Raw genomic sequence first — 26,875 nt, forward strand, 5'->3', positions numbered from 1 at the left:
TATTCGCGATAGTTTTCTTTGCTGTACTTACCCTCACAAGTAAAAAGGGTAGTCAAAATAATAATTATTTAAAATTTGTGGAAGAAATCGAAAAAGAAAAATCTCAAGCATCACAACAGACACAATTAGAAAAGTACTTAACACCGCTATTAAAATTAACAAATAGTAAAATTAAGATTTCTGCCTCTAAAGAGGAAGAATTAAGAAGAAAATTTAAAGAAGCCAATATGAGTATGGATCCTGCTAGTTTTTATATGTATAAAATACTCTATCCAGTAATATGTTTTATATTTTTACTCTTTATTGGAATGGCATATGACAATACGATTATTTTAATTATGGCAGCTGGTTCAATTCTTACCTATTTCTATCCAGACTATAATCTTAAAAAGAGATTGAAATTAGCAAAGGAAAGAAGGAAATTTGAACTTCCTAGTTATTTAATGCCACTTGGAGTACGGTTACAAGCTTTCACTACATATGATGCTGTGAAAGGTTCAAAAGAAATGGCAGGACCGTATCTTAGACCTTTTGTTGAGGAATTAATAATCGAAATGGAAACATTTCAAGGGTCTAATAAGCCATTCAAAAATTTCGCTGAGAAGCTGGACATACCAGAAGCTCATACCTTTGTAATAGCACTACAACAAGCGATTAATGTTGACCCAGTAAAAGGTAGAGAAATTATTCAACAACAAATTGATGTTTCTAGAAAATTACGGGATCAAAACTATAACGCTCTAATTTCAGCTAGACCACTATTAATGAATAAGTACAATGTAGTAACTGTAGGTTGTATTTTAATCGTACCATTTACAATAGTTGGAGTTACATTAGTATCAGCATTTAGTTCAATCTAATTTGCGGAGATGTGCATATTCAAGGAGGTGTTGCTCAAATTTAAATTGGCCCATATTAAATTTCAATATTAATTCTATACGAAAAATACAATCTAGCTAATTAAAGGGAGCATATGAAATGAAAAATAAAATGTTAAAAGCAAAAGCATGGTTACAAAATGAAAAATCACAAGTTTCAAACGAGTCAGGAATGCATAATTTATTCGTAGTATTATTGGTAATTGGTTTAGGAGCATTAATCTTCCCACAAATTAAAATTGCATTTACAAATATTATGAGTAAATTTACAACAGCAGCAACAAGTGGTTCTTCTGACGTAAAGGTTAATGATCCAATGGGTAAAGCATCAGGCTGGAGTTTATAAACGTCATTTAGTTAAGAAGTAAATCTACTATTAAAAACCTTAGGGGGAATACCTAGAATGAAAAGTAAAATGTTAAAAGCAAAAGCATGGTTACAAAATGAGAAATCACAAGTTTCAAACGAATCAGGAATGCATAATTTGTTCGTAGTGTTATTGGTAATTGGTTTAGGGGCATTAATCTTCCCACAAATTAAGATTGCATTTACAAATATTATGAGTAAATTTACTACAGCAGCAACAAGTGGTTCTTCCGATGTTAAAGTTAGCGATCCACTAGGAAAAGCTTCAGGTTGGAGTTTGTAATTATGTATAATACTGCGTTAAAAGCAAAAGCATGGTTAAAAAATGAAAAATCACAAGTTTCAAATGAATCAGGAATGCATAATTTGTTTGTTGTGTTGTTAGTAATTGGTCTTGGGGCATTAATTTTCCCACAAATTAAAATTGCATTTTCAAATATTATGAAGAAATTTACTACCGCGGCAACAAGTGGTTCATCTGATGTTAAAGTGGACAACCCATTAGGTCCAGCTAGTGGCTGGGGTGGAAAGAACTAAATAAGGCCTGGAATTCTTAAAACAGCCTTTTGAAGTTAAAAAAGCGATCTCTATACTTCTTTAGGGATTGCTTTTTTTTCTATCGAGCTAAAAGGAGATGAGTATATAATGTCAGAAACGCTAGCCAAGGGGCTTACCATGATAATGTGGTTGTTCTTTATTCTAATAATTGCTGAATTTATTATGTATGGTGCATATTATGTTAAAGCTCAAAATACAGCTTCAAGCACGCTTAAAATCGCAGAACGTATGGGTGGATTTCAATACTCTTATAATCAGCAAAAAGTAGATGTAGAACCATATTTGAAAAGCCAACTAAACGAAAATCATATGTATCCTGATCATTGGTCTTATCAATTTACAAAAGGAAAAGTAGAACATAATACTCCAATGGAGATTGCTATTAAAGGGAGTTATGAATTTCAAGTATTTAAATTACTTCCTATTGATTGGGGATTTGATGCTAAGATTCCTATTAACGTTAAAAGGACAGGGATTGGGCAAGTATTCTTTAGATAAAGGAATGATTAGAGTGAAATTAAAGGTACTCCTTACATCGTTTGCTGTTATATCAGTTGTTTTTGCTAGTGGTTGTTCATCTTCACGCCTAGATTCTAGTGTTGATGAAGCTAAAAAGGAAGCTAAGCAGGAAAAAGCAAAAGACAAAAATTTAACTTATGATGAACAAATTCAAGAATGGAAAAATAAATATGAAAAACAGGCGGTGGATGTAGATAAGGTCCTAAAGGAAAATCCATATAAAGAGGTACGTAAATATGGGAAGTTAGATTTCGAAGTAAGAGATGCATATAAAGATCCTCAAGAATTTGCGAATTTTGCAGCTCGAACGCAATATAGGTACTACAGAGGAGAAATTAAACCGGAAGACTATCTAAATTTTGTATATGATTATGGTTCTAGTTATTTAAAGAAAAATCTTGGTACAGGTAATGTAGATGATGATTTGGAAGCTGTAAAAAACCTTCAAAAATTAATAAATCCTACTGCTTTAGATTACGCAGATTTTGAGTTATCTGAAGTGAGCTATTCAGAAGAAGACCCTAATATTGCTTATGTTTATCGTAAAGTTTATACAGTAACAGGAGCCGAAAAATATTTTAAAATTACATTACATAAAAGTAAAGACGATACCTGGTTATTGGGTGACGAAGAAGCAAGTCCACCAATTAAATTTAATTAAGGACAATATAATAAGGAAGAAAAGAGGTTGTTTTTTATGAATCGAGGTATAAATGAACAAATTTTAATTGAAAATACCGTGTTAGAAGGAACAGGAACTTCAGAAGTATACAATGAAGAACTTACTGAAAAGGAAAAGAATCTTTTAAAAGAATGCAACATTCAATTAAAACATCTATGGGAGCAAGATGAATTCAAGAATGGGTTTTTAGATTATTTTCAATTCTACTATTATAAGCTAGAAAATAAGGTGAAGGATCCTTCAATTAAACACCTATTAAAAGATTACTTCTATGAGTACCTATCATCGGTATTGTATCAAGGGTACTTTATAGGTAAACAATTTGTAACTTCTGAGGACATTCTTGTAAAGGATGACCATTTTGTGCAGCCAGATGGTATTATTCTTCAACAAATCCCAAGTATGATTGAAAGGGCTACAGATGGATTAATAAAATCATTAGAAGATCACAATACTAAGAAGTTTGAAGAATGGATCTTAAAAGAGAATAAAAATATACTAGGCAGTCTTGAACAAATCAAGGTTGATATTGCTTGTTTAGGAGCGTTTTATGCATTTAAAAACGAAAGAAAAAGTAGATCTGTTGAAATTAGAGAAGAAGGCAAATATGGTATTCTTCATCGTGTAGATGATGTTTTGTTTTTAAATCCACAGATGTATGCAATTTGTTTAATTGGAAATGATAACTCTGAATTGTGGGAAATCCATAAATGGTCGAGCTTTAAAGTAAGGGATACTAAAATGGGTGAAATCCAGATAATGAAGTATTCTAGTGAAGAAACTAATTATGCTCATTCAAATTTTGTTATGTATGAAGGTGTGGAGAATATAAGTTCTCTCTATGATAATTACCATATTAATATTAAACTAAGTGAATTTGTACCTGATAAAGAAATTTTTCCAATACAGGCACTTGTACACGAGCAAATGGTTAAACAAACTAACACCTTATATGAGAACATCATCATGACGCTCACAATATACACTTCAAATACACTAATTCAATATAACCCTAATAAATTTGAATAAAAAAGATAGGTCACTCATATTATCATAGATAATATATGACCTATCTTTTTATTTATGTTTGTATTTAGTATTGTTAAATCAATCTTTTTATAGGTAACAAATATAAGTAACTTATATAAGTAACGTAAATTAGTTACGCATTGTTTCTTCCTGGATAGCTTTAAAAATCTCTAAGTCTTCTTCAGTAGGTAGTGGAGATGGAGAGCTTGAATTATCTCTACTATTGAATACTGTGTAATGATTTCTAATGGTGTCTGTAGAAAACAGTTCGTTTATATAGCCTGCAATAACTAGTGCAGCATATCGGTTTGTAATAAGACGTTGTGGTTCGCTTTGTAATAAAGAACTACAGGATTCACTTGGTTTTAACTCATCTGCAGCTTCTATTAATAAATTTGGAAAGACTTCGCAAACAGGTGGAAGAATTGTTTTACCATTTGCTCTAACACCTACACAAACCTGTCCAACATATCCGCTTTCTAAGTATCTTTCTTTTTCTTCAACAGTCCATGTAGACATATCTGCTAAAGTTTTACCTTGAGGAATGGTTCCTCCTTCTACACCAGCATCTATATATATTATATTTTCAACTTGATTAAAATATTGGTTAATTAATCTACGTGTAAAGTTATTGTCTACACATCCTATAATTACATTAAAGGTTATCTTATATCTATAGTTATCAGTTGGTATATAATTTGTACATTTAACTATTTCATTTAGTTGTTCTAGAGTCTCAATATAATGTGCATCGTGAATACTAATTCTCATATTATACGCAACTGTATAACGTTCTTTTAACACAGATGCCTTTGTTTTTCCTATATCTCTTTCGACAAATAATTGATTATTTAAATTCTTGCGTTCTACGATGTCTGGATCAATTAAAAATATTTCGGATTTAGGGCTAATAAGTTTGCGTATTTGCGCAACGTGTTGAGCCACATAGCCTCCAGTACCTCCACATCCAAGGATAAATAGTCGATAGTTTACATCTGTTTTAGAGGGGTCAAAATCTGTTAAATGTTCTAGGACATGATAAATTTTTTTCATTTATCTTTCCTCTCCTATAACAACTTGTGGCGTCATTGATGAAGCTATTGTTTCTCTACTAATAATTTCTATTGGATCCAAATATTCATAATCCCCACTGTCACTATTTAATATACGTACCGTGATACTAGGGAATAGATTTTGTATATCACCAATAATTGCATAATATAGCCCTCTAGATCGGTCATGTTCATTATCTATTTTAGATGGAATAGGCGAATAAATATGATGGGAATGAATCTCCATAACTTTTATCATTTCACAAAAAAGTAAGGCCTCTTTTGGAGTTAACTCATTTACTTCAATAAGTGTATGAGTAACTCTCTGACGAGGAATAAATAGTTTATAACTATTAGATGATAAGTCATAATATATTTCACCTTTTACTTCCACACTGAATTCATTGCTAAAACTTCTAGACAATTTAATAAAATCATATATTAATCTCTCAGGTATAGTAACTTGTTTTTTATTTTTTTCATTACATAAATATAGTCTATTTCTTAATATTTTTAATTGAAAAACACCTTCTGACTCGTTAGGAGCAGAAGGTTGTTTATTATTCAATCCATTTTTTTTCCCTGGTATATGTGGGATTAAAAGATTTTTCTTTTGGATATAAATTATTTTAGCTATTGAAGGGTCTAATTCAGGATGCTCTTTTTCTAAGGCTTTAATGACATCCTTTTCGGTTATTGGAGAGATACATCCTTTTTTGGTTAAGCCTTCTGTAATTTCTTTAACTGTGAATAAAGAGACAAGATCTGTATTTTTACCTTGATAACGAATAGTTGTTTTTACATCTATTACAAATGAATCTTTCTTTTTGGTAGATGCACTATCTTTCTTCTTGTCGGGGATATTCTCTTTAGTATCCTTTATTGTTGTTAAAACAACAGTACTTGATTCTTCCTGTATTTCTCCGGTTTGTAATTCTAAAGTATTAGATGATTCATTAGGTTTATGGGATTCATTTTTAGTTTCAAGTGGCGATTCTAATTTGTTGTCCTCTAATTGTTCTTCTTGAGAAATAGATGAAATATTAGTAGATTTTACATCTTCAGTATTATTTTTAGTCTCCTCTTTTTCCATCCAATCAAATAGGTTCATTATATTTCCTCCTAGATTATATCTTTTAATTTTAAATTTCTTTCATAAAGCCATTCTTCCGGGAAGGGTTTCCCTTGTAAATTCTCCAATAACTTATCTAGTGAATAACTACTTACATTACTGCCGTTATAGTAGTCATTAGTAAATACAGTCTGAAAAAGAAACGTATTGTGTAAATTCTCTATTTCTATAAAATTTTTAAATATATATGTACTATTAGTACCGGTACACATTTTTCCATTACTATCAACATTTGAAAGCGGGAATTTATATAATGTAGTATTTTGTTCTACGCTAGAAGTACCTTTAAGTGAATATAGGTGAATTCTATTTAGTGTAAATTTATTCTCTTCTATTTCTTGTATTTCATACTTAATTAATAGTCTTGGAAGACCAACTTCTATATAGGCTGTATCATCATTAAATGCTTTTATATCATAATAGTCGGCCGGAATATCACAAATAATTTCCCAAGTTTTATTTATGGTACTAGTTGTGTATTGAATACAATTTCTAGGTAGTAATGTAGACTTGTAAGTATCATTGTCTTTCAGTACATATGATCCCGCGACAAGGCGAATAAACTCCTCTAGTGTTATATAAAAATTATCTCTTTCTATATTGTTATCTATAATTTTTAAATTGGACTCATGTAATTTATCTGGTTCATCACAGAATGAATATATAAATTTCATTGAAAAACCCCCATCCATTCTTCACAAAATGTATGTGCTGTTGAAGACAACGTATCATCATAAACATAATGTTCATCTAAATAAAAAATTATTATTTTATTAATGTTAACTATTTTTAAACCATCTATTTTAATATCTTCTAACTTCTTTAATTCTTCACAATTACTTTCTTTAACCTCACTCCATAAGCAGTATCCTCTTAGAAATGAGCCAATTATTCTTTGAACATCTAGTAAATTTAATGAGTATTTTTTATGGGCAGATTGAATCAAGTTTTTAAAATCTAAATCACTTGGGTTAGCTGCATAAAAGTATTCAGTAATGTCTATAACGAAACTTTCTTTTAAAAGGCCTATAATACCCTGTAAGAAAACTTCGTGACTTTCATCAGAGGAATGACCATACTCATAGATTAAGTTGAAATGTTTAAACGCCTCTTTTTTTACTCCATTGTTAACAAATGCATTTATTATCTTAAGAGAATATAATGTGTCCAACATTAAAGTGATTTCTTCAGAGTCTCGAAGTATCATATGAATATCTCCTCTGAATCATTTATTCTATAAGTTTTCTTAATATCGTTCCTTAACAACGAGGAAGCCGCATGATATTGATTATCTAGTTGGAAAATTAAATTTTCACGATTTACTATTATTAATGCCTCATACAGATCCATAGTAGGTGCTACGTGTTGATGAGATACGAGTTCTTCTAATAAATATTCGTTATCTCCGTTATCAGTTAAGTATCCATGCACATGGTCAATAACATCATCAATATCACGATCTGTAAAAGTAGTAAAATCCATATCGGTAACATTATCTTGGTTAAGTAAATGAGTAGCTACTTTTAGTTCGCCAGTAGAGTACTGGGGTGTTTTATATAGAACTTTATTTTCAAGTATGCTATTCATAAATTTTTGACCATCAAATATCTTTTTCATAATACCTTTCCTCCTAAATATAAAAAAAGAGAAGTGGTAGTACCTTCTCTTTTACTTAATCATCCTATTCTTATTGGTAACATGAGCTTAAAATCTTCAGAATCTATATTTCGAAAAATTAGCGGACTTTGTTCAGCGATGAATCCGATTTTTACAACATCAGCTTGCATACTTTTCAAATGTCTAAGCATATAGTCTATGCTAAATCCAATTGAAATAGGAATTGATTCTCCCTCTATTTCAATTGGGTTTTTAACGATGACGTCTCCTAGAGATTTATTATTATTTGATAAACTAATCTCCTTAGAGTTTAACTCTAAATTCAATAAAGCCGCTGACTTTGGATTGTTCATTGAGCAAATAACATTTACCTGCTCCAGCGAATTCATTAACTGCAATCTATCCGTAGATATAGTTGTTTTAACAGTTTTCTCAAACTCCATAAATTTAACTACATCAGGATATTTCCCCTCAATTATTTGGGTTTTGATATGCAAGTCTTTCGAACGAAGGATAGCAGAATTACCTTCAAAACCTAATTCTATCTCTTCCTCTTCAAACATCTTTATCGCATCATAGAGCCATCTAGAAGGTACTATACATGAGTAAAGTAACTTTTCTTCTGTGTTGCTATCAGTTGTTATTGGAATCGTACTTCTAGATAGTGTATTTGCATCTGTTGCGGCAAACGCTATCTCCTTATTTGTAATTGAAATTTCTATCCCCTTTAATTGAGGTTTAGAATGATTTTCGGCAGCACAATAGTAAGTAGCCTCTACAGACCTTTGTAATTTTTTTAGTGATATAGAAACAAGAAACTTTAAAGTCTTAGTAGTGAAATCTGGATAATCATTAGCAGATAACGTATTAAGACTGTACTTTGTTTTACCACTAGAAATGTGAAGTGAATTATTATTATCTAAGGTGAATGATACTGTATCATTAGGTAGCTTTTTTACTATATCTGTTATAGTTTTAGGAACAACTACTTCACCCTCTTGTACTACATTAAAATTTTGAATCTCTGATATAGTACTAACGATTGTATCCTCTTTATTGCTTGCTACAAGTTGTAATTCATTAGCAGTTGCCTTTAAATAGATACCACATAAAATGGGTAAATTCGTGCTTCGTGCTGAGTATTTACCAACCTTTACCAAATTATTGAGTAGTTCTTGTTTGTTAATTGTAAATTCCATAATTATCTCTCCTCATTTTTAAATGTTTTATTTAATACAGTAATTAAACCTAATAAAACAATATTCAGAACCCTAAAAAACACAAAAAAGCCCTTGAGGGTAACGGATTGTTAATAAATTCCGAAACCCCAAGGGCTTAAACTGTTTTTAGTAAAAAATAATAAATAAATATTGTAATAAGCTCATTATAGAGGGAAGTTCTTATCATATCAACAATTTTAATTAAATTAGTCTTAAAATATGAGGTTAAAATGAGTATCTTATATGGTAGTAATACTATTTAAAAGGGGTTGTAATTAAATGCATAACAAATTGAATTTAGATATAAAACCAGTTAATGATATTGAAAAAATTCTTTTATTTATGAGGAGACATAATTTTTCTAATGAAGAAGTTGCAAACAAGTTAGGTGTTACTCCTAACTATTTATCAAGTGTAATGAATGAAAAATATCCTTTAAACGCAAATCTTATTCGTCGTTTTAATGAATTTGTTGCAAAAGAGAACTGTATAGAACAGTAAATAAAGAGGGTGAAACTTTGGACGTAATCATTCAAAATACAATAGATGAAGAATTTAAGGAATTTATGATTGAGGTCCTGGAAGAACATTTTCCGAAATGGGACTATGAAGAATGTAGTATTGAAGATTTAGAGGAGCCAAAAGAAGATGTAAAAATACTGATTTTAAATGTGAATAGTAGTGATCAAGACTATATAAGATATTGTAGTTTAAAGCAGATGTTTTATAGTGACGTCCAACACTTCATTTTAATAATTGAGGATATTAATGCTATAGAATCTCTTGATAAATATCAAGATCCGGTTTTAAAAATTATTTCTAATGATGAAGAGCAATTTAGATTGTTAATTTCAGAATTAAAACAAGAAAATATAAATAGTTTAATGAATTTACCATTAGATTACCCGGTAGAAATTGTTGAGGAAATGCAGGTTGTAGAGAAAGAGCATTGTCCATTTTCATTGAATACAAATACACTTTCAGTAACGATTGAAGAAGATAAAAATAATGGTGCTGATATATATAACCTAAATTTTATTCCAAAAGAGTCTAATGATGATGAAGACAGTGTAAACATAAACAATTTAGATAATAAATTGGAGAATATAGCATCAATTGAAAAAGAAAATAATGAAGAACAAGAACAAGAACAAGAACAAGAACAAGTACTTGGTAGTGAAGATTCAAATAATGGCCCAGAGGTTAATATTGATACTGCAGGACATAAAGAAATAGAAAAACATAAAGAAGCAATAGCAGACGATTTGAAACTTACTGCTAATGGTAAACCAATAGATAAACAAGAAATTAAAGAATACATTGTTGAAAGAAAACAGTTTGAAAAAAGAATCTTCAATTTACGCGACCATATAAATATTCCTGTTTATAAAAAAAAGACCATACCACATAGGGCGATAGGAATATGGTCACCTTTACATAGAAGTGGTGTTACAACGTTAAGTATAAATCTGGCATTATACTTATCTGAGTATGCATTTCCTATAGGAGTTTTAGAGTCTATTACACCGAATATGAAGCAGAAAAGCTCATTATCTCTTTTTAGTAATATGCCTAAGAATTGGTTAACCTATAGTAAGTTTTTAAACGGAGAGGGGAAACCCGAACAAGTTGTCTGGGATATAAAGGGCATTCACTTTTATCCATTTATTGAAGAAGACACAGAACTAAAGTGGAATGAACAGAGACTTGAATACTTTATAGAAGGGTTAAAATTCTATGATCTTTTATTAGTTGACCTTCCAACAGGGAAAATGGAGCCTTATACAGAAAAAATACTACCCCATTTAGATGAATTATGGATTATTGGAAATAATGATATATCTGGTGTTCTTGAATGGAAAGAATATATTGATAAGGTAATAAAATCTAAAATTACATGTAAGTTAATATTTAATGAACATTTACAATTTAGTAAGCCGGATTTATTAGAAATAGGTTTAGGAATTCCCTTAATTGCTAAACTACCCTCTATGCATATCGAGATTAATAAGAATCAATATAAAACCTTACCATTACTTGAGCAAGACCATGTTTACAATAAACTTGAACCCCATTTTGTAAAATTGCTTGAGCAAATTACTGGTGATAAAAAAGAAGTATTAACTTTTGAAAAGAAACCTGTAAGATCCACTATTGAAATTTTTCTAAAGAAATTTATGAATTCATAGAAAGTAAAGTAAGAATTTGATAGAATATACACATAAATAACTTATGTATTTTTTATTAAATTTAAAAATATTAGGCCTTTGGGGTTTGCGTTTTATACAAATTCCTTGGGCCTTTTTTGCGTTCATTGAAGAGATTAGTTAGAGAATTTTATCTGAAAAATAGTGATTAATAAAAATTAAGGGGGATTTATAAAATGGTTAGAGAATTTCGACCAATTCCAAAATTAAAAGGCTGGTTTGAGTATTATCATACACCTTGTGACATTTGCGGAAGTGAAAACATGTGTATGATTAATGAGGATAAAAATAGAGTGGTTTGTTGTCGAGTAAAATCAGATAAACCTTTTGGTCATAATGGGACATGCCCAGGTTATCTGCATTTTTTAAACGCTGAAAAACATACAGATTATGATTTTTCAAGAATTAAGGTAGTAAAAGAAAGAGAAAAACATACCATTAGGGAATTAAATATTGCTTATCAACTTATGTTAAAAAGATGCCAACTTGATCAAAAACATTTAGATCATTTAACTGGACCAAGTCGTTGTATGACTACTGAAGAAATAGAAGTAAGACAATATAATAGTTTTCCTGATAAACCATGGCAAATAATAAATGATATATTAAAGAGTGTTTCTGTAGTAAAACCAGACACATTTTTGGGAGTACCAGGATTTTATACAGCTCAGGGTAAGAATAAAGGTGATAAATATATTACTATGAGTGGTAGTAAAGATTCAATTCTTATTCCTTGTAGAGATATAACAAAACAGATTGTAGGTTTCCAATATAGAATTCAAAATGTAACTAATAAATTAAAGGTAACACCTGTTAATTCAGATTTTAAGGCAGAAATAGTAAAACAGCCAAATGTGGTTAAAGTGCTTTATAAAGGCGAGATTGTATTTGAAGGACCAATAGATTTTAAGGAAAAGTGTTTTAAGTTGAATGGTGTAAGCATTGGGAACATCGAATTAAAAAAAGGTCAAAAGTACTACTGGCTTTCATCATCAGGTAAAGAGAATGGTACAGGTGTAGGGAATCCACTTCCTATACATTTAGCAGTACCCTATCAAAGATTAAAAGATTGGCAAATGGGTGAAGAATATGAATTAGGAGATACAGTTTGGGTGACTGAAGGTTTATTAAAAGGGGATAGAATTGCACAAATGCTTTATGAATTTAAAGACAATGAAGTTTTCAAAAATCAAAAATTAGATACTTTTGGAACTGATGTATTCGCATTACCAGGTGTACAAACGTATCGATTAATTTTACCAATAATTAAAGAAAAAGGCATAAAGAAAGTTGTCATTGCTTATGATATGGACGCTACTACTAATAAATTTGTAAAAATGCACCTGTTTAACTTTTCTAAAGAGTTAAAAGAAATTGGTGTAAATTTATACGCAGCAATTTGGGATGTAAATGAATCTAAGGGACTTGATGACTTGCTAATAAACAAAAAATTACCGAGTGTTGTGAAGATAGGCTAACAGTGGTTGTATAATTACAAGAAAGTTGTGGACTATACAACAAAGTTGTACATTAATGAATACAATTGTACAAAAGGAAAAATTAATTAGACTGATTAAAATATAATTATATTAGTGGAAAACTGATAAAACTGTATTTGTTTAATTTTTTTCAACAATAAAAAACACCTATTGATATGGGACTTACCATATTTATAGGTGTTTTATTTTTGAATATAAATAATTATTCTCATGCTTTTAGTACCCCAACTACTGTACGAATTAAAAGATAAAAACACGATCCAATTGCCATAATAATAGGTACGATAAGTAAAAGTGTACCAAATCCAATAATTAAAAGAAATAGCCCTTTTAAAATAGTTTCTACTGTGTTTGCAGAATAGACAGAATAAATATATGGCGCATAATGCTGAAATAGTAGTAATGAACCAATTAAAATTAAACCGAAGATTAACCCTACACGACCACATTCTCTACCAATCTTTCTTCCTACGAAACAATTCAATGCTACATCTAACATATCATCCACTCCTTATTATTTATATATTAAGTAAATATACTGTATGTTGTTTTCTCTATGTTTCTAATATACAGTAAAAAACTTTTTTTTACTTTTAAAAAAAAGTTTCCATTTACTATTAAAAACTAGACCCTCGGTGAGTATAATGCACAAATGAAGCAGAAGGGCTTCCTAATATTTAAATTTTTAATGGAAGGTGGAAATAGAATGACCTAATAAAAAATTTGTTTAATATATTTACGTAATGTTTTTAAGAGGTATTTATTCTCTTTACTATTAATTAAATTTGGAGGTGGGTTTGTGTCAGTACTTACACAACCTTTTAGAAAAAAAATATCACAACCGTTTAAGAAGTTACTTCTTACTATTTCAATGATTGCTGCAATGGTAGTTGCTGGACAAAACATGTTTACCTCTTCTCCTATTGCGGAAGCGGGAGCGAAGGTATTCGAGGGCGTTGATGCTGGTGGTCAGAAAGTATCAGTTCAAAATAATGCTAAAGCCGGTATTTTCAAAGATATGAATGGTCTGTTAATCCTTGGTATGGGTATAAGTGGATTCCTTTGTATCGGATGTCTACTATTTGCAGGTTCAAGAATTGCTATGGCACAAACAAATCCTCAAGCACGTACACAAGCTATTGGTGGTTTTGTTGCAGCTTGTTTTGGTGGATGGATCTGCTACAAATGTTTAGTTATTGCAGGATGGGTCGGCGGATTTGGAGGTTAATTAAATCCACGTTCCAAAAAAGATGGGCTAAGGGTGTAATGAATTTCTCTTACCCATCTTTTTTCATAAGAAGTTGAAAGAAGGGGTTTAATGCATAGAAAGTTTAGTTTTAATAAGTGGGCTATTTCTTGCATATCCACTCTCATTCTCATTTTAGGAATAGGAGTTATACATCCCCCAATTGCTTATGCTGAAGACTTGAAAAAGGCAGAAGATAATTTAGAAGCTTTTAAAGATATAAATGTATTTGATTCAAAACAGGGAAGTAAGCCTAGTTCAGATACATTTAAGAAATTCAACTCTTTATTAGTTTTAGCAATAACAGTTGGTGGCTTTGTAGTTTTAGCTAACATTATTATTGCAGGTATGAAAATTACTGCATCGATTAGCAATCCTGCTCTGCGGACTAATGGAATAATCGGCTTAATTTGCGCGATTTTTGGTGGTTGGATGCTATATAAATGTATGTCTATTGTTGGATGGTTTGGAATGATCTTTAAGAACTCAAAAAGTGGTAAAGCGGGTCTTGTTTCAGATTTAAATTCAATAATGGTTATTCTTTTAGGAATGGGTGGATTTATTGTGGTTGGTTCTTTATTATACGCCGGTTCTAAATTGTCATTATCACAAACTAATGCAAATGAGAGAACAAAAGCAATTGCTGGTTTAATTTCGGCTGGAATAGGAGCTTATATCATTTATAAATCTTTCGATATTGCAGGTTATATAGGTGGAATTTAATAAATCTTTCAGTTCAAGTTTACAAGTGAAGAATTCGATTTTGAAAGGAGGATGTAAATGCGAATTGAACAAGTACCAGCAGATATGACTAGTGAACAAAAAGTAATACTTGGCGTGGTATCGATGAGGCAATTAATTTATTTAATTATTGGTGGTTCATTTTTATATACTGTAGCACCTATTATATGGGATCTATTTGAGGGTATTGATTTTTACTTTCGAATAGGGGTATTGATAATTTCTAGTTTACCAGTATTGTCTATTATTGGTTATTTAGCCTTTTGGAAGGTTGAGAAATATAACATGTTTGCTGATTATTATTGGCTAGTACGGCTCGGGGAAAAATCACAATATGGTGTATGGAGGAAAGGCAAAAAGGAATAGGAGGAAAAATTGAATGGATGTACTGGTGATTCTCTGTATAGGTTTAATAGCCTTTGTTGTCTACCGAATGGCTACTAAGCAACCAATTATTCCGGAACAATTTAAGTTCTGGAATAATAATGAGACTACTCTAGCAGCTAAAAAGGGGCTAGAAGAAAAATTAGCTAAAAAATCAAAAAGTACCCAAAAAAATGAAGTTCATTATGTTGAACAAGAGCCTAATGTATTTGAAGAATTAATCGATGAGATTGTTGACATTAATTTTACAATGATTCGTTGCGTTAATTACAGATATGTAATGATGGCTGAAGTTGTCCCTTGTAACTATTATCTACGTAGTCAAGCAGAACAAGAAGCTATTGATTCATCTTTTGAATCTTGGTTAGCTACATTAAATTATCAAGCAACAGCTTATATTCATAATAAGTTTATAGATTTATCAGAACAACTAGATGAAATGAAGAGAAATATGACTGAACAAAGAGATATGCCGCTTAATGCATTGAAGTATGGGGCAGCAGTTGTTAAGGATTTGGAAGATTGGCAAAATAAATCACCAAGATATGAAACAAAGAGATACCTTCTGTTTTCATATGAGGTGAAGACAAGCAGTATTAAAGTTCAAGATGGTGAAGACTTTGAACAAGTTGCAATGGAAAAGGCGTATAACGAATTAATGAGAAGGATGTCTAATGCTAGTAACCAATTACAAGCAGCGAATATGTTCGTGGAACCTCTTGCTCATGATGGGATAGTAGAAGTACTTTATCACACTTTCAATAGAAGAAAGGCACTAACAGCTAAGTTTAAAAACGTAAAGGAAGAAGAACAAATGTCATTATACGTAACTGCAGATCAAACTGATTCAAGAGTTACATTGACTAAAGAAAAGATTTCAGCAGTGAATGAATCAGCCTAATAAATTTGATTCTATTAAGTGAGGAGTTGAACTAGGTAGTGCAGCTATTAAAACGTAGAAAAAAAAATAAAGAAGTAGATGTTGATAATACTGGAAAGGAACATGAACAAGAACAAATAAAGGAACAAGATGCGGATAAGAAAAATGATTTTATGGATAATGTTCCTACATTTATTGATTTAATTGCACCAGATGGGATAGCAATTAAGTCAGAAGATCATGGTGTCATAAAACAATCTTTAGGGACTCAAACATATTTTAGGCCAATGTATATTCCGAGAGATGGATATCCACGTAAATTAAAGACAAATTGGTTAAACAATATTTTAAGCATGGGTGAGGTAGACGTTGTAATTGATATTCATAAGGTAAGAAAGAATGAGGCTATTAAACGACTACAAAGACAACAAACGATGTTCCTTTCAAATTTAACTTGGCAAAATAAAAAAGGGAACATAGATCAAATAAATGATCTGCAAACAAAAATTGCGGATTGTGAGATGTTAATGGAAGAAATTCAGTTTGGTGAGAACGATATGTTTAATGTTAGTTCTCAAGTGATTTTATACTCAGATTCATTACAAAATTTAAATAAATCATCAGAGTTTTTGGAAGATGCACTTTCTGGTTTTTCGATTAAACTTGCAACTGCTTTTTCAAGAATTAAAAAGGGCTATAAGAGCGGATTGCCTTTTGGGAAAAATTATTTAAGTGATTCATATAGAAATATCGACAGAAGGGCTTTATCCACATTTGCCCCATATATTTCAGGTTCTGGACGATATCATGGTGGAATTCCTTATGGAATTAACATGATTACTGATCAAAAAGAGTTTATTAATTCATTTGGAAATGAAACATATCGTCCTGATAATTATAACATGGGATTCTTTGGAGTATCTGGTTCCGGTAAAAGTGTTGGCATGAAGATGAAAATTTCTCGTGAGATGCCTTTAGCTAATGTTTACGCTGGAATTATTGATCCTGAGGGGGGTGCGACACGTTCCTAAGTGAAAAGCTTAGGCATTGTCGAACTTACAGTTCAACAGTGAACTGTCATTCTGAGAAGTCAAATGAAAGGGTAACGCCTTGAAGGGCTTCCTCTAATCCTTCGACATGCGATTAGATTAGCAAGAATCCAATCGTATGAAGCTCGATGAAGTCGGCTGAAAGTTACCGTAAGTCAGTAGACACGAAAACTGTTCAGAGATGGACGGCGTAACCTATAAGCCGGGAGTCTATAAAACACTCATGGTTAGGATGCACGACAGACCAACAGCGAGTTCTTGGGAGTGCGGACGAATCCCTGATGGTACGGGTCTATACAGGGAGCATATCGAAAGGTATGCTGACACAATTAGTGTCGCTACTGTGGATGAGTAAAACTCTCCTTTATGAAAGTCCATATATTGTTACAGGCAATATCAAGGTAGCAGGCTCATAGGGGAAACCTAACAGTGTATGTAAAGATAAGAATGACGGAACGTGGTAAGCTGTCGACACAGAGGGCTTGCATCCCTATGAAGTGGTTTTTGGGAAAACACTAGTGATATTAACTAGATGTATAACCTAAATTTATGACAGTGAAAGTGGTGGCACAGTACCTATGAAGCGTGTAACGAACGCGGAGGGATAGCCACTAGTCGATTGAAGACTGACTGTTACTTACGGTTAACATGGTTTCGAGTAAGACTAAAGAGATGTAACGCTCTCCAGTAAACGAAGGGAGGTTGCAGCCCATGTTAAAGAAAACCAAACTAAGACATAGTGAATATTACGACATGCAAAGAAAGTATGATGAGTTATATTCCAGTAGTCTTAATGGTAACAATTTTTATAAGTTGATTGATATCATCGGTTCTGAAGAAAATATTCGATTAGCATATCGGAACATCAAAACCAATAAGGGAAGTAAAACTCCTGGAGTTGACAACTTAACCATAAAAGACATATGGCACTTGAATGATTCGAAGATTATTTATGAAGTCAGAAAACGATTAGCTAACTATAAACCGCAAGCGGTTCGAAGAGTTCTTATTCCTAAAGAAGGTAGTGATAAGAAACGACCTTTGGGTATTCCTACAATTTGGGACAGATTAGTTCAACAATCTATTCTTCAGGTGTTAGAGCCAATTTGTGAAGCGAAATTTCATAAGCATAGCTATGGTTTCCGACCAAACAGGAGTACACATCACGCTTTTAGTAGAGTAGTCAGCCTTATCAACATTGGTCATCAACATTATTGTGTTGACATCGATATTAAGGGGTTCTTTGATAACGTTGATCATGGAAAGTTACTAAAACAAATGTGGACGTTAGGAATAAGAGATAAATCTCTCCTATGTGTTATTTCAAAAATCCTAAAATCTGAAATTGAAGGAGAGGGCATCCCTAACAAGGGTACTCCGCAAGGAGGTATTATTTCTCCTTTACTCTCAAATATCGTTTTAAATGAACTAGATTGGTGGGTTAGTAGTCAGTGGGAAACTTATAAACCTCACAGAACCTCCACCAAACATTTAGGATTTAGACAATATGCAAAGAAACATACAAACCTAAAATGCGGTTATATAGTACGGTACGCTGACGACTTCAAAATAATGTGTCGAACTTATCAAGAAGCACAACGCTTCTATCATGCGACTGTGGATTTTCTTAAATCCCGTCTGGGATTAGAAATTAATGCTGAAAAGTCCAAAGTGGTTAACCTCAAAAAGAATGCATCTAATTTTCTTGGTTTTAAAATCAAGATAGTCAAACAAGGTAAAGCCAAATTTGGTCATGTTGCTAAAACTAGCATGTCCGACAAGGCTATTACAAAAACCAAGAGGCTTTTGAAAGAAAGAATTAAGAGCATTCAAAAAGAGCCAACATCGGAAAATGTTACTAGATTTAATATAGCCCTTATTGGTATACAAAATTATTACAGATATGCAGTCACAATCTACATGGACTTAGCAAAGATTAATTACCCAATAATAAAGACTATAAAAGCCAGACTGAAAAATAAAGTGAGGCACATGAAGTTTAGTGAAACATCTGCAATATTTAAGAAGAAAGCCAAAGGGATACAAGCTACATCTAAGGTTTATGTTGTGCAGAACACACCACTTTTACCAGTTACAGGCGTACACCATAAAAATCCGTGAAACTTTTCACAGACTATCTGCAACTATACAGAGATAGGGCGTAGGAAAGTACATAGTAATCTCAAAGCGATACCCAAGGATGTTCTGATTCAAGTTATGAATACCTACTCGAAGAGTAGAAGTATTGAATACAATGATAATAGGATATCAAAGTATATTGCTCAGTATGGTAAATGCTTTATAACTGGTGAAGAAATTGGTGTTGATCGTGTACATTGTCATCACATCATTCCCATTAATAAAGGTGGAGACGACAGGTACCACAACTTGGTCATTGTGGATTGGTTTATACACAAACTCATACACATGACTAACCTTAATAAGATTACTCACTACCTTCGGTCTTTTCATCTTAATAAAAAGCAAATGGATAAATTGAATGTGCTAAGAACTAAGGCTGGTAATGAACCGATAGTAATATAAATTAATTTATACAGAGTCAGTTGGATACGATGGAACGCCGTATGCTGGGAAACTAGCACGTACGGTGTGAGGCGGGGGAAAAGGCGGAGATAGAATCAAAACCTTACCTATCGTCATAGTTTGTAAAAATTACAAAACGTTTAGGTGGTATTAATTTAAACATTTCACCTGAAAGTAATATCATTATTAACCCTTGTGCAATCGCTGTAACAGAGCTTCAGATTACGGATAAAGATGAAGAGCTAGAAGCACTTGAACAATACGATAAGAAAGAACTCGTAGAGCGTGATGGCGTGAAGTATGTAAGATTTGTACCAATTTTAGAGAAAATCAATGAAATACTAGGATTCTTTGACATTATTATTCGCGGACAAGACTTTGATCAACCAGGATTAAATGTATTCCAACGTACAATGCTAGAAGATGCAATCCGTGAAGTGTTTGAGAGACATGGTATTACTTCCCACCCTTCCTCTTTATATACAGATGAAGTGAAGAAAGTAGATGGCCAATTAATTCAGTCACAAGTGAGAAAGCCTGAGCCAGAGTTAAAAGAAATCTACGATGTCATAGTAGAAAATCATGGAGACGATGTGAAAGCAGAAGAGTTAATTGCTGCAATTCGTCCATTCTTACGCGATGGTTCAAAACCATTATTTGATGGACAAAGTCATTTTGGTCGTGGCGTAGAAACACAATTAAATGAATCGCGAGTTGTTAACTTTAATATTAGTCATTTAGAAGAAGGATTCTTAAAACCAATCGCCTTCCACGTTATCCTGAACTATATCTGGGAGCATTGGATCAAGAGTCCAGAACACGCTATCAAGCGAAAAGTATTATATGTGGATGAGATGTGGCAGTTTATCGATTATGAACAAACGGTTAACTTCTTAGAAAAAGTAGCACGTCGTTCACGTAAAAGAAATGCCGGTATGTGTTGGGCAAGTCAGGACTTTGTTCGTATTTTAGAAAATGTAAAAGCGCGTGGTATCTTGCAATCTACTTTCTCTTATTTCTTCTTAGAACAAAATAAGATTGATAAGAAAAAAATTCAAGAGAACTTTAACTTAACTGCTGGGGAGCTTGATATTATTCTCAACAATCCAGGAAAAGGAGAAGGGATTTTCCGTGTCGGAGATAGTTCGGTTTGGATTCAAACAGATCCATCAGATAAAGAAATGATGTTTATTGAATCGAATGAAGCGGTACTTCAAGAGCTTCTAAACAATATGAAGAAAGTACAAGGGTACGCAGGATAGTAGCGTACCTTTGTAAAGGAAGGTGAAATTATGCTTGAGAAAATAATAGATTGGGTCGGTGGCCTTGTTATCCATATGGTAAAGGCCCTACTAGCGCCTATTTATGGATTTATGGATACTATTCCAGTTCTAGTCTTTGGTGGAGATAAATCTAATCTAGATTTTTTATATGAAAAGAATGCAGTTACGAATGTATTAGATACCGGTATGCCTGTCATGTTTAAACTTGTTGCTTTTTGTGTTCTCGTCAGTGTAGTAATTACAGCAGCAAAATATTCAGCAACGACTCTGAATCCAAATAATCGCACGGCATTAATTGAATATGCAAAAGACTTAATGATTATCTCGATTTGCCTCTGGCACTTAGATTTCTTTTATAATTTTGTATTTGATCTAAATTCTTGGATTACATTGGAATTTAAAGAGGCGATAAATGGAGTGAATAACGGGAATTTCAACCCGGATCAACAAATACCTTTATTAAAGTCTGGACTGTCTGACAATAAGACGATTACAGAACTTTCAATGGAAGGCCATAAAAATGATTATATGTTTATCATATTCGGACTATTTATTGAAGCTGGATTAATGATATGGGCAAACTTTTATTATTTAATGCGTGCTGTGACACTATACGTATTAATGTTACTAGGCCCTGTAATGGTAGGAATGTGGTTGTTCCCGCAAAAGAAACAACAGACGTTATATTGGATTCGTGAACTTATGGGAGCAGTATTAATTCAAGCGATTCACGCAATTACCCTATGGTTAGTCATTACACTTATTGGAGGTGCACAAAATCCTATCATAAAATTAGTATTGCTTGCCATGTTTATCCCAGTTGGTGAAATTGTGAAAAGCTTTATTGGCCTGAGCACCAATGCATCCGCTGGTATTCATAGAGCAGGTACGATGATGGGTATGGGGGCTTTAGCGAGTGTGGCTGGACTGGTTAAAGGTGTTCGTGATGACTACCGTAGTGCAAAAGATAAAGGGAAAGAAAGATGGAGAGAAAGATAATAAAGAAGATGCAGATAACCCGAAAAATGCATTAGGAGCGAATTTAGGGACAGATGTTGGTACGACATCTCGTGCAGCTCGTATGTTAAAAGCTGGTCAAATTGGAAGTTCAATTGGTAAAGCAGCAACAGGACTTGCCGGTATGGCAGCGGGAGCTGGTCTTGGACCGGGAGCGATGGTAGCAGGCTCGCAAGTTGGAAGTGCATTAGGTAGTGCTCCTGGTGCATCTGATGCAGAGATTGCTAAAAAAGTAGCGAAAACAAACAATGATCAAATGTCTCGTTTCTCAAATCAGCGGAAACAAGATTTACAAAATATGAAGAAAGCCGCTACACCATATGGAAATGCTAGAGATTTAGTAAACGCTGCAACGAATGCATTCCAAAAGGGGTATGAGTCAGACCATAAAGGTACATTTATGAGTCAGTTACCAGAAAATATGTCAGCGGAAGAGAAAGAGAAACACTGGAACGACCATCTGAACACAAAAGTACAAGGATTTAGAAACCACGCAGAACAAGCGGCGACAAAAGCAGGAGCCATGCCAGTTGATGCGAAGGACAAACAAGGAAACAATCTGTTTGATAAGTCCTATGTGAATAAAGATGCGTTTGCTTCTCGACTTGCATTAGGAAAAGTCGGAAAAGCAGTCGAGGATGTAAAAGGAGAAACGTTAGAAAGTGGCCATCAAAATATGGGACAAGTCGGTGCACTTGTCGGTGCTTCTACTGCTGCATTTAAGAAAGCGTATAGTGCAGACCATAAGGCTGGATTTATGAAACAATTCCCGGCAGATATGCCGCAACAAGAAAAAGAAGCAGCATGGAATAAGCATTTGGATCAAAAAGTACAAGGATTTCAAAATCATGCGCAAAAAGCGGCAGAACCAGCTGGTATTGTACAGCAAAAAGACGGTACAAACTATGCGAATAAAGAAGCTTTCGCTTCTCATTTATCACAACAATTACAAAAAAATCCTGGCTTAAATGCGATGGGTGTATCTAGTACAGCAGGCATTCAGAAGGCAGTCAATGGTGTGAAAACGCACAGTTTGACAAGTGGAAAAGGAAGCCAGCAAGCAAAACAAGTAAGTAATGTTGGGAACCTGGTACAAGCCTCTACAGAATCCTTTAAACAAGGCTATGCAGCAGAACAACAGGCAAGCTTTATGAAAAACTTGTCTCCGACTATGTCTCAACCACAAAAAGAGCAAGCTTGGCAGTCTCATCTGAATGAAAAAGGAAATGAATTTAAAGCAGTCGCACAACAAGCGGCAGTACAAGCGGGAGCGATGCCCGTACAGGCAAAAGATATGAGTGGTAAGAGTCTACATAATCAATCGTATATTAATAAAGATGCCTTTGCTTCGCAATTAACGAAAGGTTTACAAAGCCATGCAAGTCTTGGAACGGTGAGCCAACAAGTAGGTTCTGGAATTACTAGTGCGATTCAAGGTGTTCGTTCACATGGTGTTGTGACAGGTGGCGCAATCAATAAAGCTGTATATGCAGCGACACAAACGCAAGCGAGTATAGCACGTGCAGGAGATCTTTCCGTTGCGGAAATTGAACGCTCTTATGCAGATGCATCAACAAGTGTAGCGAATATTGCACAAAGTGCTGGTAAAATGTCTATCCCAACTTCAGCAGTGGGACGTATGACACAGCAAAGTACAAAACTAGGCATGAGTGTAATGGAAGGTGCGAAACACCTTATGCTTGCGGATCGCATTGATACGGTATCAAATGCATACTTTAGTGCCGCGAGTGCTGTTCAACAATCCGGAGGGAATGCAGTACAAAGAGTGATAAGTGGGACTACTGCTGCAGTTAATACATCATTAGGTGGGAATGCAGCAGAGCGCCACTATAATGTGACAAAAGGCTTAAGTTACGCCGCAGGTGTGATTGGTGGTGCGGGTGCTTATCAAGCAACTGCACGTATGGTAAGTAAACATAATCCATATAACAGTGCAGTTCGTACAGAAGCAAAAGAGATTCAGGAAATTCAACAGATGGTACCGACAACAACAGATCATACAGGCGCGCAATCAGTTGTAAAAGGTGCAGTACGTCTTGTGACGACAAATAATAAATCTTGGATTGAAGCAAAAGACGCTAGTGGTATGACGCAAGTTGTATCTCGTTATGGTAGTGGAGATAGCAGTATACGATCTGGACAAGTCGTATATCAGGACTTAAATATTTCAGATGGACAATTAACGCAGTATCGTAATGGTGCGAAAGCATCTCCAGCCTATATACAAGATTCAAGTGGTGGAAAAATCAATATCAATCGCTCGATCAATGTAAATCCAAATCAATTAGTAGGAAACCAAAATCAAAGACCGTTACAACAGAAACCGGTATTTAATGAACCACCACTTACGGTCAATCACAAGGTAGACAATGGTCACTTCTATATGTCTGATTTAGACCAAGGTGGCTATAAGAATGTACAAATGGTGGTAGAAAGAGATCGTAGTTACATGGTTGCGACAACAACAGACGGTACAGTGTCACGTATTTCGCCATTCGGAAAAGGAGATACGCGTTTACAAGCAAACCAAAGGATTGAAAGAGCTTGTGAAGTGAAAGACAGTAGTATTAAACCAAAAGAAGAAATTTTAGTCACACATACACAGGACGAAGTTGTTCGTACAGAGACGCATCTGAATTTATCAGAACATGACCCACAAAATCTGATTCCATTTGCACCAAATCCTCGCTTAGCACAGCGAAGAGGAAGAAATTCTCAAAATGGAAAATATGGTGTGATAAGTCTATGAGTCAAAATCCTAACGATCCAAATGAACAGAAAAAAAGTAACCCTTTAAAAGATGTAGCTTCCCACTTTATTAAGAAAAAAGGGATGCAAGCGCGTGGGAAGATGGCAAAATTGGCAGGAAAAGCAGGAAAGGCGGCAGCGAAAGCTGCTGCCAAAATGCTAAAAGCAGGTATACTAAAAATTGTGGGTGCCGTTATAGCTGCGGTTGGAGTACCTGCCGCTTTGATTATGGGAGTAATTATTGCTGTGTGTGTGATTTTAGTCTCTTTTGTACCTTTTACTGATGATGAAAGTAAGACAGAGGAACAAGTAAAAAAATATATGGAAGTCTCAATGGCTCTGAATGTGGATTGGAAAGAGGTTGTCGCCTTTGACATGGCGCGATATGATAATGATTTAACTGGTAAAGATCCGCATGATGCTATATCATATTTCTTGGATATCCAATATGAAGAATATACGGAAAAAGAGGTATGTGAGGCGGGACCGAATGGTCCTTGTGAAAAAAAGAAAAAAGAGATGCAAAAAACAAAATCTGAAAGTTACTCTGGACCAGATGTAAAAAAGATATTAGGAGATACAGATTTTAAGAAAAAAATAGATGAGATTAATGCAAGTGGAAGTAAAAAAGTGACAACATCTTCTCATGGGCTAGAGAAAGCCATGGAACTCGCAAAGTTTAGTAAGAGTCAAAAAGAGCGTGCACGTGAGATATTGGAAGCGGGGTTGTTAGAGGCAACGTATGGACATCTTGCACCTTCTAGTAATTTTGTTGGTGGTATGTGTGTAGGTAATGTGAGTCCTGGTGGAGAGCCTGTTAATCTTAATGCAAAAGTTACAGGATATCTTCCTAAGATTAAAGAAATGGCAGAAAAACATGGTGTTGCCCAATATGTTGGTATTTTGGCTGCCCAAATGATGCAGGAATCAGGTGGAGCAGGAAATGACCCGATGCAGGCATCAGAGGGGCAATATGGAGACATGAGCTCATCTTGTATTGGTGTAAAGGGAAATGCTCGTGTAGGGTGTATTAAAGATCCCAATATTTCTATAGAAGCAGGTGTACGGGAATTTAAAGATGTACTAGGAAAGGCCAATGGTGACATTGCACTCGCTTTGCAGTCATACAACTTTGGCGAAGGTTTTATTAGTTACGCTTTAGCAAAGGGTGGCTATTCAGAAGAAACAGCTATTGAGTTCTCAAGGAGTAAGAATCATTTAAATCCAGGTGGTTGCTCCGATCCGAATAATTTCAGAACAAAGGTTAATGCGTGCTATGGGGATTACAGCTATGTTTCCAAAGTTTTGAAATATTACAAAGATTCAGGTTGCGTGGCAGCTGGAGATGGAGAATGGATTTCTGATAAAGGTTGGAAATGGCCAACAAAATCAGGGCGTATTACAGGTACATTTGATGAAATTCATAATAACAAACCGCATAATGCTGTAAATATTGGAGCCATGACCGCTGGAAAACCAGGAGACCCTGTATGGTCGATGGAAGCAGGAGTAGTTACAGCTCAAACAGGATATGTAAACTACGGTGGTCTAGGTGTCTATATTGACCATGGAAATGGCATTGTATCCCGTTATTTACACTTGAGTAAGATTTCAGTTACACCAGGAACTATGGTAACAAAAGGACAAATTATAGGGGAAATGGGTGGTTCTAACTATGTTGATGGTGTTCTGAACATGCTTGGATACGCTGTCCATTTAGATTTCCAAATTCGTATAAATGATCAACCGACGGATCCAATGAATTTCTTTAAGAAAAATGATGATCCAGGGTTATCATCTGGTGGTTCTCCTACCATGACAAATGCTAAACGACAAAAGGTACTGGAAGAAGCGAAAAAATGGCTAGGGCAAGGAAAAGTCAGATATGTATTAGGAGACCGTAATCCACCAGGTGGCTCTTCAGATTGCTCAGGATTTACGCAGTATGTCTTTAGAACAAGCATAGGTGTACAACTTGGAGATTGGACAGGTGCTCAAGTCGGACAAGGTAAACAAGTACCAGATATCAATCATGCACAACCAGGGGATCTTATTTTCTATGAAAACCCTGGGCACGTTGCAATTTATATGGGGAATCAAAGAATGATTCATATTGGTGATAATAAAGGTGTACAAATTACAGGTCTAAACTATACGGCAAGAGGTCAACATATGACGCAAATCCGTAATGTTATAGACTGAT

The 26,875-nt window shown here is 33.9% G+C and carries 23 protein-coding genes and 3 pseudogenes; 19 read left to right on the plus strand and 7 right to left on the minus strand.

What is annotated here, in order from left to right; all coding sequences use genetic code 11:
• Positions 1-77 precede the first annotated feature (77 nt).
• From MR169_RS07355 to MR169_RS07385, 7 genes are all read left to right on the plus strand, one after another.
• Positions 78-860, plus strand: a complete 783-nt coding sequence (locus MR169_RS07355; RefSeq protein WP_232305192.1) for a hypothetical protein — start codon at positions 78-80, stop codon at positions 858-860.
• A gap of 118 nt (positions 861-978) precedes the next feature.
• Positions 979-1,224, plus strand: a complete 246-nt coding sequence (locus MR169_RS07360) for a hypothetical protein (RefSeq protein WP_000791819.1) — start codon at positions 979-981, stop codon at positions 1,222-1,224.
• 57 nt (positions 1,225-1,281) lie between these two features.
• Positions 1,282-1,527 carry a hypothetical protein gene (locus tag MR169_RS07365; RefSeq protein WP_000837603.1) on the plus strand — a complete coding sequence of 82 codons (246 nt, stop codon included), beginning with the start codon at positions 1,282-1,284 and terminating at the stop codon, positions 1,525-1,527.
• Positions 1,528-1,529: 2 nt separating this feature from the next.
• Positions 1,530-1,781, plus strand: coding sequence for a hypothetical protein (locus MR169_RS07370; RefSeq protein WP_000282847.1), 252 nt, complete (start codon positions 1,530-1,532; stop codon positions 1,779-1,781).
• A gap of 108 nt (positions 1,782-1,889) precedes the next feature.
• Positions 1,890-2,300, plus strand: coding sequence for a DUF4320 family protein (locus tag MR169_RS07375; protein ID WP_000005089.1), 411 nt, complete (start codon positions 1,890-1,892; stop codon positions 2,298-2,300).
• A 4-nt stretch (positions 2,301-2,304) separates the two neighbouring features.
• On the plus strand, positions 2,305-2,982 hold the full coding sequence (locus MR169_RS07380) for a hypothetical protein (protein WP_232305195.1): 678 nt from the start codon (positions 2,305-2,307) through the stop codon (positions 2,980-2,982).
• 36 nt (positions 2,983-3,018) lie between these two features.
• Complete coding sequence (locus MR169_RS07385; protein ID WP_242319186.1) at positions 3,019-4,032, plus strand: hypothetical protein; 1,014 nt, start codon at positions 3,019-3,021, stop codon at positions 4,030-4,032.
• Positions 4,033-4,161: 129 nt separating this feature from the next.
• On the opposite strand, the gene MR169_RS07390 is transcribed toward MR169_RS07385, so the two are convergent.
• The 6 genes from MR169_RS07390 to dnaN are packed head-to-tail and all read right to left on the minus strand — an operon-like array spanning position 4,162 to position 9,032.
• The gene (locus MR169_RS07390) at positions 4,162-5,085 is read right to left on the minus strand and encodes a ThiF family adenylyltransferase (protein WP_098985337.1); all 924 of its coding nucleotides are present in this window, start codon (positions 5,083-5,085) and stop codon (positions 4,162-4,164) included.
• Positions 5,086-6,195, minus strand: a complete 1,110-nt coding sequence (locus MR169_RS07395) for a hypothetical protein (RefSeq protein WP_242319187.1) — start codon at positions 6,193-6,195, stop codon at positions 5,086-5,088.
• An 11-nt stretch (positions 6,196-6,206) separates the two neighbouring features.
• Positions 6,207-6,890 carry a hypothetical protein gene (locus MR169_RS07400; RefSeq protein WP_000668946.1) on the minus strand — a complete coding sequence of 228 codons (684 nt, stop codon included), beginning with the start codon at positions 6,888-6,890 and terminating at the stop codon, positions 6,207-6,209.
• Positions 6,887-7,423, minus strand: a complete 537-nt coding sequence (locus MR169_RS07405; protein WP_242319188.1) for a hypothetical protein — start codon at positions 7,421-7,423, stop codon at positions 6,887-6,889. The genes MR169_RS07400 and MR169_RS07405 overlap by 4 nt, the downstream gene beginning before the upstream one ends.
• Entirely contained in the window at positions 7,420-7,833 is a 414-nt protein-coding gene (locus tag MR169_RS07410; RefSeq protein WP_000717986.1) for a hypothetical protein, read from the minus strand. The genes MR169_RS07405 and MR169_RS07410 overlap by 4 nt, the downstream gene beginning before the upstream one ends.
• Positions 7,834-7,892: 59 nt before the next feature.
• Complete coding sequence (dnaN, locus tag MR169_RS07415; protein WP_242319189.1) at positions 7,893-9,032, minus strand: DNA polymerase III subunit beta; 1,140 nt, start codon at positions 9,030-9,032, stop codon at positions 7,893-7,895.
• 300 nt (positions 9,033-9,332) lie between these two features.
• Between dnaN and MR169_RS07420 the strand changes: the two genes are divergently transcribed.
• The 3 genes from MR169_RS07420 to MR169_RS07430 all read left to right on the plus strand — a co-directional run bounded on the left by MR169_RS07420 (position 9,333) and on the right by MR169_RS07430 (position 12,738).
• Positions 9,333-9,554, plus strand: a complete 222-nt coding sequence (locus MR169_RS07420) for a helix-turn-helix domain-containing protein (RefSeq protein ID WP_000551639.1) — start codon at positions 9,333-9,335, stop codon at positions 9,552-9,554.
• A 17-nt stretch (positions 9,555-9,571) separates the two neighbouring features.
• A complete protein-coding gene (locus MR169_RS07425) occupies positions 9,572-11,242 on the plus strand; it encodes a hypothetical protein (RefSeq protein WP_242319190.1) in 1,671 nt (556 codons plus the stop codon).
• Between the two features lie 194 nt (positions 11,243-11,436).
• Positions 11,437-12,738, plus strand: a complete 1,302-nt coding sequence (locus tag MR169_RS07430; protein WP_242319191.1) for a DUF3854 domain-containing protein — start codon at positions 11,437-11,439, stop codon at positions 12,736-12,738.
• A 229-nt stretch (positions 12,739-12,967) separates the two neighbouring features.
• On the opposite strand, the gene MR169_RS07435 is transcribed toward MR169_RS07430, so the two are convergent.
• Positions 12,968-13,258, minus strand: coding sequence for a hypothetical protein (locus tag MR169_RS07435; RefSeq protein ID WP_000887687.1), 291 nt, complete (start codon positions 13,256-13,258; stop codon positions 12,968-12,970).
• A 300-nt stretch (positions 13,259-13,558) separates the two neighbouring features.
• Between MR169_RS07435 and MR169_RS07440 the strand changes: the two genes are divergently transcribed.
• The 9 genes and pseudogenes from MR169_RS07440 (at position 13,559) to MR169_RS07480 (ending at position 26,874) form a co-directional block, all read left to right on the plus strand.
• Positions 13,559-13,987: a hypothetical protein gene (locus tag MR169_RS07440; RefSeq protein ID WP_000115126.1), complete on the plus strand. Its 429-nt coding sequence runs from the start codon at positions 13,559-13,561 to the stop codon at positions 13,985-13,987.
• 90 nt (positions 13,988-14,077) lie between these two features.
• On the plus strand, positions 14,078-14,728 hold the full coding sequence (locus MR169_RS07445; RefSeq protein ID WP_000554818.1) for a hypothetical protein: 651 nt from the start codon (positions 14,078-14,080) through the stop codon (positions 14,726-14,728).
• A 57-nt stretch (positions 14,729-14,785) separates the two neighbouring features.
• Positions 14,786-15,112: a PrgI family mobile element protein gene (locus MR169_RS07450; protein ID WP_001217717.1), complete on the plus strand. Its 327-nt coding sequence runs from the start codon at positions 14,786-14,788 to the stop codon at positions 15,110-15,112.
• 13 nt (positions 15,113-15,125) lie between these two features.
• Positions 15,126-16,031: a hypothetical protein gene (locus MR169_RS07455; protein WP_242319192.1), complete on the plus strand. Its 906-nt coding sequence runs from the start codon at positions 15,126-15,128 to the stop codon at positions 16,029-16,031.
• A gap of 38 nt (positions 16,032-16,069) precedes the next feature.
• Positions 16,070-17,041 carry a hypothetical protein gene (locus MR169_RS07460; RefSeq protein WP_242319193.1) on the plus strand — a complete coding sequence of 324 codons (972 nt, stop codon included), beginning with the start codon at positions 16,070-16,072 and terminating at the stop codon, positions 17,039-17,041.
• 729 nt (positions 17,042-17,770) lie between these two features.
• Positions 17,771-19,603, plus strand: a pseudogene (gene ltrA, locus MR169_RS07465) (group II intron reverse transcriptase/maturase).
• Positions 19,604-19,722: 119 nt separating this feature from the next.
• A pseudogene (locus tag MR169_RS07470) lies at positions 19,723-20,865 on the plus strand (VirB4 family type IV secretion system protein); the annotation flags it as partial.
• 30 nt (positions 20,866-20,895) lie between these two features.
• Positions 20,896-24,673, plus strand: a pseudogene (locus MR169_RS07475) (type IV secretion system protein).
• Positions 24,670-26,874, plus strand: coding sequence for a lysozyme family protein (locus MR169_RS07480; protein ID WP_242319194.1), 2,205 nt, complete (start codon positions 24,670-24,672; stop codon positions 26,872-26,874). The pseudogene MR169_RS07475 and the gene MR169_RS07480 overlap by 4 nt, the downstream one beginning before the upstream one ends.
• Position 26,875 lies beyond the last annotated feature (1 nt).

Origin of the sequence: Bacillus cereus group sp. BfR-BA-01349, assembly GCF_022663795.1 — a bacterium.
GTDB lineage: Bacteria > Bacillota > Bacilli > Bacillales > Bacillaceae_G > Bacillus_A > Bacillus_A cereus.

Excerpts from the sequence above, each read along its gene's own strand:
- MR169_RS07480 (WP_242319194.1), top strand. The coding sequence starts at position 24,670 with ATGAGTCAAAATCCTAACGATCCAAATGAACAGAAAAAAAGTAACCCT.
- MR169_RS07410 (WP_000717986.1), bottom strand. The coding sequence starts at position 7,833 with ATGAAAAAGATATTTGATGGTCAAAAATTTATGAATAGCATACTTGAA.
- MR169_RS07390 (WP_098985337.1), bottom strand. The coding sequence starts at position 5,085 with ATGAAAAAAATTTATCATGTCCTAGAACATTTAACAGATTTTGACCCC.
- MR169_RS07430 (WP_242319191.1), top strand. The coding sequence starts at position 11,437 with ATGGTTAGAGAATTTCGACCAATTCCAAAATTAAAAGGCTGGTTTGAG.
- MR169_RS07365 (WP_000837603.1), top strand. The coding sequence starts at position 1,282 with ATGAAAAGTAAAATGTTAAAAGCAAAAGCATGGTTACAAAATGAGAAA.
- MR169_RS07450 (WP_001217717.1), top strand. The coding sequence starts at position 14,786 with ATGCGAATTGAACAAGTACCAGCAGATATGACTAGTGAACAAAAAGTA.
- MR169_RS07370 (WP_000282847.1), top strand. The coding sequence starts at position 1,530 with ATGTATAATACTGCGTTAAAAGCAAAAGCATGGTTAAAAAATGAAAAA.
- MR169_RS07435 (WP_000887687.1), bottom strand. The coding sequence starts at position 13,258 with ATGTTAGATGTAGCATTGAATTGTTTCGTAGGAAGAAAGATTGGTAGA.
- MR169_RS07405 (WP_242319188.1), bottom strand. The coding sequence starts at position 7,423 with ATGATACTTCGAGACTCTGAAGAAATCACTTTAATGTTGGACACATTA.
- dnaN (WP_242319189.1), bottom strand. The coding sequence starts at position 9,032 with ATGGAATTTACAATTAACAAACAAGAACTACTCAATAATTTGGTAAAG.
- MR169_RS07395 (WP_242319187.1), bottom strand. The coding sequence starts at position 6,195 with ATGAACCTATTTGATTGGATGGAAAAAGAGGAGACTAAAAATAATACT.
- MR169_RS07375 (WP_000005089.1), top strand. The coding sequence starts at position 1,890 with ATGTCAGAAACGCTAGCCAAGGGGCTTACCATGATAATGTGGTTGTTC.
- MR169_RS07360 (WP_000791819.1), top strand. The coding sequence starts at position 979 with ATGAAAAATAAAATGTTAAAAGCAAAAGCATGGTTACAAAATGAAAAA.
- MR169_RS07455 (WP_242319192.1), top strand. The coding sequence starts at position 15,126 with ATGGATGTACTGGTGATTCTCTGTATAGGTTTAATAGCCTTTGTTGTC.
- MR169_RS07420 (WP_000551639.1), top strand. The coding sequence starts at position 9,333 with ATGCATAACAAATTGAATTTAGATATAAAACCAGTTAATGATATTGAA.
- MR169_RS07445 (WP_000554818.1), top strand. The coding sequence starts at position 14,078 with ATGCATAGAAAGTTTAGTTTTAATAAGTGGGCTATTTCTTGCATATCC.
- MR169_RS07385 (WP_242319186.1), top strand. The coding sequence starts at position 3,019 with ATGAATCGAGGTATAAATGAACAAATTTTAATTGAAAATACCGTGTTA.
- MR169_RS07400 (WP_000668946.1), bottom strand. The coding sequence starts at position 6,890 with ATGAAATTTATATATTCATTCTGTGATGAACCAGATAAATTACATGAG.
- MR169_RS07380 (WP_232305195.1), top strand. The coding sequence starts at position 2,305 with ATGATTAGAGTGAAATTAAAGGTACTCCTTACATCGTTTGCTGTTATA.